The 15,389-nt window shown below is 46.9% G+C and carries 10 protein-coding genes; 7 read left to right on the top strand and 3 right to left on the bottom strand.

Annotated features, from left to right (window positions below; genetic code table 11):
- Nucleotides 1-36: 36 nt before the first annotated feature.
- The 4 genes from AC4IE7_RS12400 to AC4IE7_RS12385 all read left to right on the top strand — a co-directional run bounded on the left by AC4IE7_RS12400 (nt 37) and on the right by AC4IE7_RS12385 (nt 4,721).
- Nucleotides 37-1,179 (top strand): cytochrome-c peroxidase, encoded by a 1,143-nt coding sequence (locus AC4IE7_RS12400; protein ID WP_490777162.1) that lies wholly within the window; start codon nt 37-39, stop codon nt 1,177-1,179.
- 53 nt (nt 1,180-1,232) lie between these two features.
- Nucleotides 1,233-2,573 (top strand): di-heme oxidoreductase family protein, encoded by a 1,341-nt coding sequence (locus AC4IE7_RS12395; protein ID WP_490777161.1) that lies wholly within the window; start codon nt 1,233-1,235, stop codon nt 2,571-2,573.
- Nucleotides 2,574-2,575: 2 nt separating this feature from the next.
- Complete coding sequence (locus AC4IE7_RS12390) at nt 2,576-3,619, top strand: imelysin family protein (RefSeq protein WP_490777160.1); 1,044 nt, start codon at nt 2,576-2,578, stop codon at nt 3,617-3,619.
- A gap of 136 nt (nt 3,620-3,755) precedes the next feature.
- Nucleotides 3,756-4,721, top strand: coding sequence for a DUF1513 domain-containing protein (locus AC4IE7_RS12385; RefSeq protein ID WP_490777159.1), 966 nt, complete (start codon nt 3,756-3,758; stop codon nt 4,719-4,721).
- A 26-nt stretch (nt 4,722-4,747) separates the two neighbouring features.
- On the opposite strand, the gene AC4IE7_RS12380 is transcribed toward AC4IE7_RS12385, so the two are convergent.
- Together AC4IE7_RS12380 and AC4IE7_RS12375 are read right to left on the bottom strand one after the other, a co-directional pair.
- The gene (locus AC4IE7_RS12380) at nt 4,748-5,404 is read right to left on the bottom strand and encodes a cell wall hydrolase (RefSeq protein WP_490777158.1); all 657 of its coding nucleotides are present in this window, start codon (nt 5,402-5,404) and stop codon (nt 4,748-4,750) included.
- Nucleotides 5,405-5,621: 217 nt separating this feature from the next.
- Entirely contained in the window at nt 5,622-6,779 is a 1,158-nt protein-coding gene (locus tag AC4IE7_RS12375) for an alkaline phosphatase family protein (RefSeq protein ID WP_490777157.1), read from the bottom strand.
- Nucleotides 6,780-7,147: 368 nt separating this feature from the next.
- On the opposite strand from AC4IE7_RS12375, the gene AC4IE7_RS12370 reads away from it, so the two are divergent.
- On the top strand, nt 7,148-8,617 hold the full coding sequence (locus AC4IE7_RS12370) for a serine/threonine-protein kinase (RefSeq protein WP_490777156.1): 1,470 nt from the start codon (nt 7,148-7,150) through the stop codon (nt 8,615-8,617).
- Between the two features lie 30 nt (nt 8,618-8,647).
- Here AC4IE7_RS12370 and AC4IE7_RS12365 read toward each other — a convergent pair whose 3' ends face one another.
- Entirely contained in the window at nt 8,648-9,397 is a 750-nt protein-coding gene (locus tag AC4IE7_RS12365; RefSeq protein WP_490777155.1) for an alpha/beta fold hydrolase, read from the bottom strand.
- Nucleotides 9,398-9,581: 184 nt separating this feature from the next.
- On the opposite strand from AC4IE7_RS12365, the gene AC4IE7_RS12360 reads away from it, so the two are divergent.
- Together AC4IE7_RS12360 and AC4IE7_RS12355 are read left to right on the top strand one after the other, a co-directional pair.
- Nucleotides 9,582-12,368: a caspase family protein gene (locus AC4IE7_RS12360; RefSeq protein ID WP_490777154.1), complete on the top strand. Its 2,787-nt coding sequence runs from the start codon at nt 9,582-9,584 to the stop codon at nt 12,366-12,368.
- Nucleotides 12,369-12,856: 488 nt separating this feature from the next.
- On the top strand, nt 12,857-15,389 hold a 2,533-nt coding region (locus AC4IE7_RS12355; RefSeq protein ID WP_490777153.1), incomplete at its 3' end, for an autotransporter family protein.

Here is a 15,389-nt window from a genome sequence, read left to right as displayed (position 1 = left end):
GGCTCAGTCAAACAACTCAACGACTCAGGCTATTCCATGAACCTCCGTACATTTCTCATAGTTCTTCCCATAGTGTTTGGGAGCAATTTAAGCCAGGCAGCAGAGGCATCCTATAGCAGCATCGAAGCTCTGGGAAGAGCACTCTATTTTGATGTCAACCTTTCTTACAAGCGGAGTCAAGCCTGTTCAACATGTCACGCCCCAGAAAGCGGTTTTTCAGACCCGCGACAAAATCGTAGTGGCAAAGCTTTCTCACTCGGCGATGATGGTAGATCACTGGGCGACAGAAATGCGCCAACAGCAGCTTATGCAGCATTTTCACCCGATTTTCACAAAAATGGGCAAGGTAAATATATTGGAGGGCAATTTCTCGATGGTAGGGAAAAAGATCTACAAGGACAAGCTGGAGGCCCCCCACTCAATCCAATTGAGATGGGTATGCCTGACAAGGCCAGTGTTGTCTCTAGATTGATGGAGAATAGCGACTATGTCACGGCTTTTAGAAACTTATTTGGTGATCAGATTTTTAACAATGCAGAGCGTGCTTATGATGCCATGACAAAGTCTATTGCCACATTTGAAAAGACCGATTATTTCTCACCATTCGACAGTAAGTATGACCGCTATCTCCGTGGTGAATATAAAATGACCAAACAGGAGGAGTTGGGGATGACCCTGTTCTTCTCTCAGCAATTCACCAACTGTAATCTTTGCCACCAGTTACAGAAAATTCCTGAAAGTAAAGGAGAGACTTTCACCAATTATGAATACCATAACATTGGTGTACCGAGCAATATTGCTGGGCGCAAAGCCAATGGATTGCCACTCGATCAAAAAGATGAAGGACTGTTTGCCAACCCTGTTGTCCATGACAAGGCTCAGTCAGGTAAATTTAAAGTACCTACCCTACGCAACGTAGCTGTAACAGGGCCATACATGCACAATGGTGTTTTTAAAGATTTAAAAACCATCATTCTTTTTTATAACAAATACAACACAAGAAGCAGTTTAAGGCAGATTAACCCTGAAACAGGCGCGCCATGGAGAAAAGCAGAAATCGAGGAGAATATCTCATTAAAAGAACTTGAAACCGGCCCAGCTCTGAACAACAAACGTATCGATGCGTTGGTTGCCTTCTTGATGACACTCACTGACAAGCGATTTGAGCATCTATTATGACTGGTTACACAACACTAATTGAATACTCTATCTGTATATTATGCGGCTTGTTTTTGTTCCATTCACCAGTCAGCGCCAAAGAGAAAGAGATCGATACAAGTCTTCATGCATTCAGTCATCCAATCAGTGGACTGAATAGTGAACAAAACGTCGAATTCTCCCTGGGTAGGGCACTTTTTAAGCGGATTTGGGTTTCAGCACCCGCCTCTACTCAAGCAACAGATGGTCTTGGGCCACTTTATAATGCCCGCTCCTGCTTAGCTTGCCACCCGAACAAAGGTAGAGGAAAGCCCTTTGAGCAGTCAGATGTCCCATCTAAATCTTTGGTTATTAAGGTTGATATACCCGCCAAGAGTGAGAACCAAAAGCAACTGCTGGCTGAAAACAGAATCAATAACATTCCTGAACCTGTTTACGGAACTCAACTACAGAACTTTGCCATCGCTACCCATGACAGTGAGTTCAAACTCCATATTACTTATCAGGATATTCCAGTAACCCTCTCTGATGGTGAGGTGGTATTGCTTCGTAAGCCTCTTTATCAACTGAATAATCTCAATTATGGTGCACTCGATTCAAACACTCGTATTTCACCTCGAGTAGCACCGCAACTAGTCGGACTCGGGTTACTAGAGGCTATTGATACAGAGTTGCTAGTGGCTATGTCAGACGAAGATGATGAGAATAGTGATGGTATTTCAGGTAAAGTCAATTGGGTATGGAGTCGGGAGCTCAACAAAGTAGTAGCAGGAAAATTTGGTCTGAAATCGGGTTCCCCTAGCATTAATGAGCAATCCCAATCTGCTTTTTCCACCGATATTGGAATATCTACACACCTCTATCCCGAGGGTTATGGTGATTGCACGAATAAGCAGGATGACTGCCGTCATGCGATAGATGGAAATAGTCAGCAGTACAATAATCTGGAAGCTCCCTTAGCTATCACCCAACGCGTAAACTACTATCTGCAACAGCTTGCTCCTCCCCGAAGAAGAAACTGGGACAACCCTGATGTGCAAGCTGGAAGATCCCTATTCAACCAGATTGGTTGTTCAGCATGTCATATCACTTCACTCGAAGTTGAATTCAATAATCAACAGCTGAAGATCCACCCCTACACTGACCTGTTACTGCATGATATGGGCAAGGGCTTAGCTGACCATCGACCGGAAGCTCTGGCGAGCGGACAAGAGTGGCGTACACCACCATTGTGGGGAATTGGACTAACCCCCCAGGTTAGTGGTCATAGTCGATACCTACATGACGGGCGTGCAACGACTCTTTTACAAGCCCTGCTTTGGCATGGTGGTGAGGCTCAAGATGCACGAAATAAACTTATTGCCATGAACAAAAAGCAGCGAAAACAATTGTTAATGTTTCTTGAGAGTATTTAGAAGTGAATCGATTTAAAGCCGGATTAAAACACAATCTATTGATACTAATTGGATTGATTCTATCACTGCCACTGCATGGTTATGAATTCAAATCACTCGCTAATGAACATATTCTTGCGGGTTACCAACGATTGCTGGAAACAACCAATAAGCTCAATTACTCAGTCAATGAGTTCTGCACAAAAACCAGTAAAAACAGCTTGAAGGAGAGCCGATTCCACTACAAAGAGGCATTTAACGCGTGGCAATCGATACAGCATATTCGCTTTGGACCGGTTCAATACCTTTCCCGTGAATATCGGTTTGAACTATGGCCGGACAAACGAGGTACCGTATCCAAACATCTAGCACGCCTTCTGAAAGAAGACTGGGCTAACAAGGATAAATTTAAACTGTCAGAAAAGAGTGTTGCGGTGCAGGGATTCCCTGCCCTGGAGCGGATATTATTCGATCAAAATCTGATCACTGAAAAACAGTGCCAGGTTATCCATGCAATCACTGAGAACTTGAGCACCATGTCGGCTGGGATAATCGCCGACTGGTCTGAAGGCGATACACCCTATATCAATTTTGTCGCTGATCCTGGCTCTCATAATGTAATTTTTGAATCTGATCAAGCACTGGCTAATCAGCTTCTTAACAGCCTCTATACACAACTGGAAATCATGGCCACCCAAAAACTCGATAGACCTCTGGGTAAATCCATTGACAATACCAAGGGTAAACAAGCGGAAGGCTGGCGCAGTCAAACAGCCATCTCAGCTTTGTACCACAACCTACAAGCTACCAGGCAGTTATATGTATTAGTTTTCGCGGATAATCTGACTCCAGTGCTGGAGTATAGGATAAATCATACCTATCAACAGTTAGAAAAGAGCCTTTCACGGGTCACAATGCCTCTAAAGTCAGCTGTTGCAGATGTCACGCAACGCAAACACATTCAACAGTTTCGTCGACAGCTCTCCAATTTAAAACGTTTAGTCGCAACTGAATTAGCAACAGAACTTGGATTATCACTGGGATTTAATAGTCTAGATGGGGATTAACAGAAGAGCTTTTCTCGCAATTACAGCTGGTCTGCTTGTAACAGGCCCTCTCTACTGCCGCACCACAGAAAGAGGTATCTGTTTTCTCAGCTGTGAGCAAGATAGATCCGGCCAACACTGTGCATATCTATGCAATATGAGAGGAGAAACTATATTTAGATGGCAACTCCCTGCCCGAGGCCACAGCATCTGTGTCGATTCCAAAGGTGAAATAGCTGCAATCTTTTCACGACGCCCTGGATCTTATGTCTGGGTCGTTGATCTGAATTCAGGCAAAATTCTGCGGAAAATCGATGCTGCCGCTGGTTATCACTTTTATGGCCACGGCCTTTTTACCGCTGATGGTGAATATCTACTCTGCACTGAAAATTATTTTGAGTCAGGAAATGGTGTTATCGGAGTCTATCAGACAAAACAAAAATACCAGCGGGTCTCAGAGATCCAAACCCAGGGTATTGGTCCCCATGAGATAAAACTTTTAAATGACCAGACAACCATTGCAGTTGCTAATGGAGGTATCCATACTCACCCTGATCTTCCCCGAATAAAACTGAACCTTGATGTGATGCGTCCCAATCTATCCTATCTTGACATCAACAGTGGCCGCCTGATCGAGAAGGTCGAACCACCTGAAAATTGGCACCAGCTCAGCATTCGCCATATCGATGTTGCAACAGACAATACTGTTGCCATTGCTATGCAGTACCAAGGCCGGAGGGATCACCTGCCACCGCTGATAGCGCTGCATCAACGTAACAACAAGCTTCAACTGCTGCGTGCTCCCAACGAGATACAACAGCGTTTACGTAACTATTGTGGCAGTGTCGTTTTTAATCGGGATGGCCAGTGGTTTGCTGTCTCCTCTCCCCGTGGGGGGCTGGTCACCTACTGGTCTAAACAGGGCGATTATCTTGGCTTTCATGATCAGCCGGATGCCTGCGGTGTGGGACAATCTGGCAATGGTTTCCTGGTCAGTGATGGTACAGGTCGATTGATTAAAATTGATAAAAAACTTGCCCAGTCTGACTCCATCAAGTTAACAGATAGAAGCTGGGATAATCATTTAATCGTGATCAACAAACCAGATAGGATCTCATCATGATGATTGTCGATATTGAACAGGATTAATTATAACTTCTTATTTTTATCTGCAGCTGAATGCAAAGTCGTTGAGAGGTTCATAGCATAGGTAGGTTGTTTTCTGCTTTGATAGAAAATATGCTGACCAATCTTAGTCACCATAGTTAACGCTTTGCTCCACTTTGGAGATACATAATCAGCGTGATACCAGAGTGCACCGCGAGTGGGATCACTAACTCGTCCCAAATAGATGTCATAAGCCAAATCCAGGGATTTCAACCAGGCTTTGCGATTTGCCGGTTCATCGGAACGACCATCGCACCACCATGAAAACTGACATCTGTTGCGACGCACTTCCCCACCCTGCTTAACCACATCGCAGATAGTGTTTGGAAAACCTCGGTGTGCAACCCGGTTCATTACCACATGCCCCACGGCATGTTGTCCTTTAACCGATTCGCTACGTGCTTCAAAATAGATATTCAGAGCCAGACATTGAAGCTCATTGGTTAACTTTAATGTTTGATTTGTGGCATCCAGAGAGAGCCACTGCCAAAGATTGGTGTGGTCTTCTTCAAAGAGATCTACAGCTTTATCATCTTCGGCAGATTGAGCATAAATCCCGTTTGATAAAGTGTACAAAGTGAAGAAAATGAGCTTTGCCATAAAGGCAATATGTTTACGGTTCGTTTTTTTGCAGTTCATTCTCAAGTCATCCTTAACAAAATCTGGCGAATAACACTATTCAAACAGTGTTTATTTTACTGATACCGCCACCTGCAAAACTTAAAGCACAACTTGAGCCACTTTTTTTCTTTTTTTAGTTTTTAAGAAAGTTATGAACTATTGTTGAAGTAAAATATGACATGAACTGTAAAGTAATCCGACAGTTATTATGTTAAATACACACCGATAACAGTGTTCAACATTTAGCAGTAACCAAAGGAACCAGCAGTTCATCTTCACTCAACCCACCATGAACACCAATCAGTTGATAGGGTTTTTCCTGTGCTAACCAATCATTCAGCGTATATCCCTCATTCATCAACAATACCCGATCACCGATTCGATTGTTAAGCTGAGGATGGGGTTCACCTAAACCGAACCACCCCTGCTCTATCAACTCACGGGATGGATATGAGTTCATCTCATTCGATAGATTATCAATTACATATTGATCGAAGCGTGTTGTCATATCTGGTCTGAGATAACAGTATGCTGATCTTGGTTCACCGCACAATGGAATTGAAAGTGCGTCTATCATAAGTGGATGATCATCCAACGTCAGCCGATTTTCAGGTTGACTGTCTATCTGTCCATGATCTGCACAGACGATTATCAGTGTCTCTGTGTCACGACACTGTCGTAGAATCTCGCCAAAACATCGGTCAAGTTCGAGTAAATGGCCTGTTGCAGATTCACTCCAGATACCCTCACGATGTCCGATGGTATCTAGCTCGGGCCAGTAGGCAAATAGATATTGATGCTCCCCTTCTTGCAGCAGGCGGACTATATTTCCTTGTAGTTCCGAAAGATCTTTATGGATTACCATCCGGGATTTGCCGAGATGGCATCGGTTAAAATCAGAACCTGCAATTATCGACGGTACAAATAGAGCGGTTGAACCTGGAATACGATCAGTGAATGGAGTAGTACCAAGAAGCTGCTGCAGATCCACACCTGCTTGACCCAGTGAAACCCCACCATATCTGGGCTTGCCTGGAAGTATGGCAAGAACAGCACCTAACTCCCTGAAGTAGACATGCCAGCCTGTCAGACCGTGTTGCTGTGGTGCTTCGCCAGTAAGAAAGGTGGTTATCGCGGATGCCGTAGTCGGTGGGTAGACAGAAGTCATACCCCCTAAAAGATTGGCGTTGAGATTTACAGCCTCAGCGTGTGCTTGCAGATAATTCAAACCCAAACCATCAATGACCCAAAGCAGTACCTGACGATATGGCGTTATCTCTGCTGAAGGCAGTAGACGATGTTGCACATAGGGATGGGGCTGCCCCCCCAATCCTTGTTGGATGGAGGCCATCAGATTGACAATACTGCCGCCATAATAATCGGGTAGTCGCATACCAACATTTTAACCCTTGAATCCACAATCTTACAGATTTAATCGATTATTCATCAATTACAAGGGAGACGCTGATTTTCCTTGAGATCACTGACCATGGCGTCTATTTAAAGGCTGATTAGCTTAATTCCTGAGGTTACGTGCTTCATGCAACTTTTTTCGGTACTCTTAGGGCCTATTCGATTAGTGTTAACAGGCCCTAGCAGGCTTGAAACCTCAGAATTACATGAGGTCATGGGTGTAGAGAGATTCCTGTCAGCAGAGGTCGAAATCAGCACCATTTTCCTGGCATCAGGACGACTTGATCACCTCTGGCCAATCTATGAATGAATTTGTGTCTCTTGAGCCTGACAAAACCTTGGTGGATTATGGATACTGAAGAAAACCGTCCTCTAACCCCTGACGAAGCAACCCGGCTGGCAGAGACCACTTCGCCTGAATCTCGCCAGCGGAACGACTCCACCAGCCCTATTACAGATCCCGCACGTACTGCTACCCAAACCTATACCGCAATTACCGAAGAGCTAAGCAGTGGCACTTCAGAGGTATTACAGGTTGGATCGGTATTGAAAAACCGTTTTGTCCTCGAAGAGATGCTCGGTCGTGGCGGTATGGGCGTGGTCTACAAGGCACAGGATATGCGTAAGGTCGAAGCCATGGACAGAGACCCGTATATCGCTGTCAAGGTGCTTTCCAAGGATTTCCAGGCCAATCCAGACTCTTTTATTGCACTTCAACGAGAGACTAAAAAGGCTCAACTACTGGCTCACCCCAACATTGTCACTGTTTATGACTTCGATCGGGATGGCCCAAATGTCTTTATGACGATGGAACTGCTGGAAGGTGAGCCGCTGGATCAGCTAATCAGACGTCTGCGTCCAGGAACGCTACCGGCCAGTGAGGCACTCTCAATCATAGAACAGATGAGCCGAGCATTGGCCTATGCCCACTCTGAAAATATTGTCCATTCCGATTTCAAACCGGGTAATGTTTTTCTGACCTCGAAAAACGTGGTCAAAGTGGTGGACTTCGGAATCGCACGTGCCGCAAAGGGATCAGATCGAGTGGTGGAGGATGCTACCATCTTTGATCCAGGATCTTTGGGTGCGCTTACACCAACCTATGCCAGTTGTGAGATGCTGGAGTATGGTATGCCCGATCCACGGGATGACGTTTACGGTCTTGCTGTCGTAGCCTATGAACTATTGGCAGGCAGCCACCCTTTTAAACGTAAACCAGCGACCTATGCCAGAGATCTTAATTTAAAAGCGGATCGCCCCAAAGAGCTCTCCAAAGAAGTCTGGCAGGCCATATCCCATGGCCTCGAATTTGAACGAGAAAAGCGCACCATCAATGCCACTCAATTTCTGCGGGAGATGTCTGGTCCACGAAAGGGCCGTGATAGTGCCCGCTCCAAATGGACCCTCCCCCTTATTGCAGCAGGTCTGTTAATCCCACTTATCATTGTATCATCGCTCTTCTTTAACCAAGGGGAGATTCAACCAGAAATTATTCTTGAGGATACCTCGACCCTTGAGGGTGAACGCCGGGAACATATCGAAAACCTTCTTGAAGTTGCCGAAGTCCATGAACTTGTGGGGCGTAGTTTCGAGCCATCGGGCAGCAGTGCATATGATGCCTACAAACAGATTCTCACACTGCATGCGAACAATAAACAGGCCAGAGAGGGGCTGCAAAATCTGGGTATTGAATTGGTGACAGAGATTCAACAACAGATAGAGTCCGGAAATCAGCAAGGTGCTGAGGTGTTGCTTGCCAAAGGGCTGGAAAAATTGCCTGATCACCGGGGACTGCTTGATCTACAGGACTCATTATAAAAAATTACTGCCAAGAACTGCTCGCGAGCCTCAATCCTCAATAGCAATGATCCTGCCCTGCTTGTTCCATTCACAGGCATCATGCAGACAATTCAACATACGCTTCCAAATCTTTTCCCAGCAGCAACCATGGGTAAATTCCTCAACAGTGATAAATTGACTGTTGCTCTGAGCTTGAACTGCAGCTTCGATCATCCAGGGTGGGATATTCTCATCCTTTCCACCAGCCAGATGGTATTGCTGAATCTCCTCCGGTAATGGTGGCATACTCTTTGGATTCTCAGATCCAATCAACTTGTCATAGTCATGCAGATGGGTCCAGGCCTCAATGTCCAGATTACCAGCTAAAGTAACAACCTGCCTTGTCTGGGGAAATTCTGCAGCGAGAAACATTGCTATACCCCCTCCCCCACTGAACCCAATCAATACCAGGTCACGATACTTCCCTTGCTCCACTATCTTTTGTAAGACTGATGCCATACTTTCTGTCACCGTTCTCGAGTATCGTTCGTATGTCCAGAGTATCGGTGAGCAGGCAGAACTGCCTGAGCTTCCATGATAACAGGGCCGCCCCAGATAGATGCTGGGCGTATCATCCAGTGCCATCAGGCGTAGACCCACAGGGTTTCTGGGGGTGGGATCCCAAGCGATGACCTTTCCGTCAATCCAGGGGGTACCATCACCACCGAAATAGACATGTAACTCAGATGAGTCATCAGCTGGGCTATTTTTGTAGATGGTGTGGGTAAAACCATCCCCCTCAAGCTTTTGTTTATGCATGCCTAGCGTCGAAGCCTGCTGATCAAATCGCTCACTGGGAGATGAACATGCAGTCGCAAACAGCAATGCTGCGACGCACAAATTTAGTGAATATGTCATAGTCGGTGCATTATGCCATTTTCAGTATCATACAATTTGTCTATCCTTAGGTGAGAATGTATGAAACCGTTGTATGGAAAATAACATGTTACAGCTTCCCACCTTGAATCTAACCCCTCGATTTAGCCCCTTGACCGTGGTTGTCACCGCCGTGATTACCACATGGCTTGGCCTTTCCGGCTGCCAGTCCCAAGCAACAAAGGCAGAGACAGCCCAAAATCTGTCCAAAATCGGAGGCGATCCGGACAAATTACTTATCGTAGACTGCCTGCTGCCGGGACAAGTTCGCAAGTTAGGCTCAAATATGACCTATGTCTCCCCCAGAAGACCAATTAAAACCAGCGCCTCTGAGTGTGAGATACGTGGTGGTGAATATGTGGCCTTTGATAGAGCTGACTACCGAACCTCCTTACGGGTGTGGCTACCTCAGGCTCAAGAGGGTGACGCTGAAGCACAAAACTATGTCGGTGAGATATATGAGAAAGGGTTGGGTATAGAACCTGATTACAAAACAGCTGCTGCCTGGTATCAAAAGGCTGCTGCCCAAGGCAACTCTCGTGCACGTATAAATCTGGGATTCCTATACGAGAAAGGCTATGGGGTAGATAAGGATCTGGCACAAGCTCTGAATTGGTACCGAAAAGCCTCTGGCCTGGAAAATGACAACCTGCAATTCTCCTCCTCAGTCGAGATCTCCGAAGCAGAACGAAGTGAACTGCGACTATTGAAGCAGGAGCGACAGCAACAGATGGCTGAAACCGATCGGTTACGTAAGCAGTTGAAAAGTACCAAGGGGCAGTTACAGTCTCAGCGCACTAAACTGACACAAGCTGAGAATCGAATGCTCAGCCTGAGGAACGAAATCGGCTCCCGCACAGTTCTCACTACCAGGCCCTCGACCAACCCAGACAACAGTCAGGAACTCGATCAACTCCTGAACAAGCTGGCAGATCAGGAACAAGCTGTAAAAGCTCAACAGCTCGCCATACAGGAATTGGAATCCAGCCTCAGCTCTCAACGTCAGGAGATGAATAGTGCCCTGCAACTCTCAGCTCAGGAGAAAAAGCTCTTACAGCAGGAGCTGAGTACACAGACCAGTCAGGCAGCTGCATTAAAACAGAAATATGACCGCGCTCAAGATGAGCTTCTGAAAGCCAATCAGAATATCGATCAAAATCAGCCTAAACTCCAGGCACAGCGCAATCAGCTACAAGAGACACAAAAGTCGCTTCTGCAAGCAACCAACAGAACCATCAATCTTGAAAAAGAGGTAGCACGTCTGCTACGTGATACCGAAATCAAAGAGAGTGCAATGGGGGAACAAGGGGTTGCAGTAACTAAACTGAGACAGGAGTTGAATCAGTACCAGCAACGCCTGCAGAACCTTGAGCAGCAGAAAATCTCAGAAAGTTCTGCACTTAAGGGAAACATCGCCGCTCGTGAGCAAGAGATTGCCGAGTTAAACCAGAAACTTCAGGCTTCCCAGCAGCAACTTGACCTTAACCAGGAACAGTTGAGCCAACTCAATCCAGGCTTGGCCCGGCAACAGAAACTACTGTCTCAGACGCAGAAGGAACTCGTTGCCAGTAAAACCTCTGCTGCGCGAAAGGAGCTGGAGTTAAAAAGACTTAGAGATTCTGAGCAGGCCTATCTGAGTGAGATTCAGGAGCAGCAGGTAAAAATTGATCGCTACCAGGCTGAAGCACTTCGCTATAGAACTCAACTGGCGGATATCCGTACTCAGCGCCAAACTGCCTCGATTACAGGCCCAACGATTGAAATCATCGACCCACCCATTGCATTGACCAGAGGTGTGCCCAGTGTTCGCCTACGTTCCGCCTCTAAGGAGCGCCTGGTTACCGGTAAGGTGTCGGCGCCGGCTGGACTGTTGTCTTTTACGGTCAACGACCAAACACAGTCACCTGATCCACTCGGAATTTTTTCAACACGAGTCAAGGTTGAGGATGATCAGACTCCGGTAAAGATGGTTGCGGTTGATAAAAAAGGGCAACATACCAGCTTGGAGTTTCTGCTGATTCCGAAGATGCGTAATGTTACACAACCTGAAATTGTACCTGACAAGCCATTTGATCCACTCGCTGCAACCAAGCGACTCGTTGGTCAGGTAGACTTTGGTCAATATCATGCTTTAGTGATTGGTAACAACCAGTACGGACATTTCCCTAATTTGCTCAGTGCCAGTAATGATGCCCGCCAGACTGCAGATTTGCTACGTGATAAATATGGTTTCAAAACCACAGTACTAATGGACGCGACCCGTTACGATATGCTGTCAGCACTGAATAAGTTAAGGGAGGAATTAACTGAAAACGATAATCTCCTGATCTACTATGCCGGTCATGGTGAACTCGATCGCGTCAATCTCCGTGGTTATTGGCTACCGGTAGATGCTGAGCCGAACAGCACTGCTAACTGGATTTCCAATATCGCCATTACCGACATTCTCAACGCAATGTCAGCCAAACATATTCTGGTTGTGGCGGACTCCTGTTATTCAGGATCTCTGACCAGGTCATCCATGGCAAGACTCGATTCCGGTATGTCAGAGACGGTTAAAACAAAATGGTTGAAAGTCATGGCCAAAACACGTTCCCGCACTGTACTCACGTCAGGTGGACTGAAGCCGGTACTTGATCAGGGCGGTGGCAAACACTCTGTATTTGCCAAATCCTTCCTTAAAACCTTGTCTGACAACAATTCCGTATTGGAAGCGTATAAACTATTTCGAGGCCTGGCCAAAGAGGTTCAGCAGACAGCATCGAAATTCGGTATCGATCAGATACCTGAATACGCGCCAATTAAACATGGGGGGCATGAAGCTGGGGAATTTTTCTTCATACCTCAGGGATAGTCAGACAACCATTGAGGCGATTGGCCTGGCAACAATACTAACCAGGCCAATTACCGCTGCTTTGTTGCTAACTTCATCATAAGTGCTATAAACAATTGTCTGAGTTGACTGAAATAGCCAAGCGGCTTGTAAAATGTAGAAATTGAAACCGGGGTTCTCTTCTCCCTCAAGAGGGCGTTACAAAACCAGACCGCGAAGATTCGCAAATAAATTTTGAGCACAAAACAACGCAATCTCTTAAATTTTTCAGCCCTTAATGGTGCGGCACGGCCTCAACCTAAGACTTTTGCGGCTTCTCAGGGAGAAGAATATGTTGAGGGGAATAGAAAAAGCAGCAATTTTTTTCAATCAACTTATTCCCAGCTATTTCTCTGCAGAGAATGGAGCTGACTGGATTTAGTTAGGACAAATAGATTAAATAATTATACAAACCGGGGAGATTCTTAATGTTTTACTTTGGTAAAGCTGTAATATCGCGCAGGATTTTTATGATGTGGCTGAGATATCTCTCAGCCCCTCTACTGCTGTTCTATTCCATTGGCGCTTCTGCCGTCTATTCGATAGCGCCAGCTTCTCTCGACTTTGGAGATGTTGGGGTTGGCGTCAGCAGCACCCCAATGAGCGTCACCTTCAATAATGATAACACCACCTCCGCTATTGAGTTTACCTCTATCACCGCAACGGGTGACTACAGCATCACCCATAACTGCCCAATATCGCCTGCATTACTTGCTGAAACATTCAGCTGCACAATCACGGCCATATTCACACCCACTACTACAGGTAGTCGGACAGGCAGTATCAATATCGTTGGATTTGACCGGTCGATAGTACTAGGCGCCAGTTATCTTCCAATCAACCCTACTGTTGCACTGAGCGGCAATGGCATTCGAGGTGATCTGGTCCTGGGCAGTAATAATCTGGATCTTGGATCGGTAAATATCGGAACAACAAGCACTTCTGTCCCTGTATCATTAACCAATTCGGGTAATGCTCCTGTCACCATTGAGGCTATCGATGCGTCAGCTCCTTTTGCTCAAACCAACGACTGCCCAACTTCACTGGCGGCCAGCGGCAGCTGCACAATTATGGTCAATGTCTCCCCCACCTCAGTTGGAGACCTAGCTGGAACACTGACAGCCAGCGGAACAGGACCTCAGGGTGGAACCACTGCGAGCACTCCACTCGCAGCCGTCGGTCTGGCAGCTATTGTCACTCAAATCGATGTAAACCCTACCAGCTTGGATTTTTCTGAAATTCCAGTTGGCAGCAGCAGTGCTGACCAAATAGTGACCCTTACCAATCAGGGCACGACTACTCTGAGTAATTTAGTCGTTGCTGTGACTGGAGACTTCACTGAATCTAATGACTGTCCAACCACTCTGAGTCCAGGCAGCAGCTGTGCTATTTCTGTTTCAGCTGCGCCAACAGCAACCGGAGAGCTCAATGGATCAGTCGAGATCAATGGATTCGATGGTACACATGACCTGTTAGAGACAGTCCCTCTGATTGTGATTGGTACAGTAGCTGATCTGGTTACCTCTGAGACTGAAGTAACCTTTCCCGATTCATCTGTTGATGCGAGCAGTGATCCTCAAGTCGTTACCCTTACCAATCAGGGCAATGCACCATTGACAATCAACGACATTTCAGCAGAAGGCGATTTCTCACAGACCAATGACTGCGGTGCAGAACTTGCGGCTGGGAGTAGTTGTGACATCCAGGTGGTTTTTACACCGCAATCAACAGGAACCTCTTCCGGGGCATTGGTTATAGATACCAATGAGGGTATTTCCAGGATTGTACTTTCAGGTACTGCTGATGATCCTACACCTACACCGGCACCCACCGATAATCCTGTTGCTGACCTTCTGAGTCCCTACACCGGTGACAACCCAAATATTATTTCCGCCAGTATGGTCATCGGTGAAGCCTGTCCCAGTGGTCGTATCAGTGATCGCATGCAGGAGGACTGTAACGATGTAGTCGGTGCGGCTATCGGCGGCGATGCCAATACTGCCTCTGCCCTGAGCCAGGTCACCCCTGAGTCCGCTACCAAGGCCAACAGATCATCCCGTCAGGGTGGTGAAGCTCAGATTCGCAACCTGGGCTCCCGTATTGCTGCACTGCGAGCCGGTGCAAGAGGCCTCTCCTTCCGTGGACTCGATCTGCTGATCGACGACCAGAGCTTCTCTATCGATACCATCGCCCAGGCCTATAAAGGCCAACGTGGCGCAGGGGCCAGTGGCGACAATCCCCTCATGGAGAGCCGTCTTGGGGTCTTCATCACCGGTGATATCTCCACCGGTAGCAGGGATGAGACCGATCTTGAGGCTGGTCTCGACTTCGATACCTATGGTATTACCATGGGCGTCGACTACCGTATTACCAACAACTTCATCCTTGGTGGTGCCTTCGGTTATGTTGATACCAATACCGAACTGGAGAAAAATGTCGCTGAGATCGATACCCAGGGCTATAGCCTCAACCTCTACGGTACCTACTATGCTGAGCAGAACTATTTTCTCGATTTCTCCCTAGGTTATGGCGCCAACAACTTCGACCAGAGCCGAAACATCGTCTATCAGCTCGATGGTCTGGCCGATGTCAACCAGAACCTCTCTGCCGACTACGATGGTGACATGTTCAGTCTCTTCATCGGCTCCGGCTATGACTTCAATCGTGGTGGCTGGACCTTCGGTCCCCGAGCCGATCTGGAGTACATCAAGTCCGATGTGGATGGCTTCACTGAAGAGGCCTCCGATCCCATGGCTGATGGCGGCGGCTGGGCAACCCGGATCGATGATACGGATCAGACCTGGTTGACGCTGAAACTGGGTGGCAGGGTCTCCTATACCCAGAGCACAGATTGGGGCGTCATGATCCCCTATGCCCGCCTCGACTGGCTGCACGAATTCGAGGATGACTCGCAGGTCATCAGCGCCCATTTCGTCGGCGATCCAAATGGTCAGGCGATCCAGATCGAGACTGACGATCCTGATCGGGACTATCTACGCTTGA

This window comes from Candidatus Thiodiazotropha sp. AKAK3 (assembly GCF_058244645.1).
Note: the sequence above shows the minus strand (reverse complement) of the source record. Positions and strands in the feature narration are given on the sequence as shown.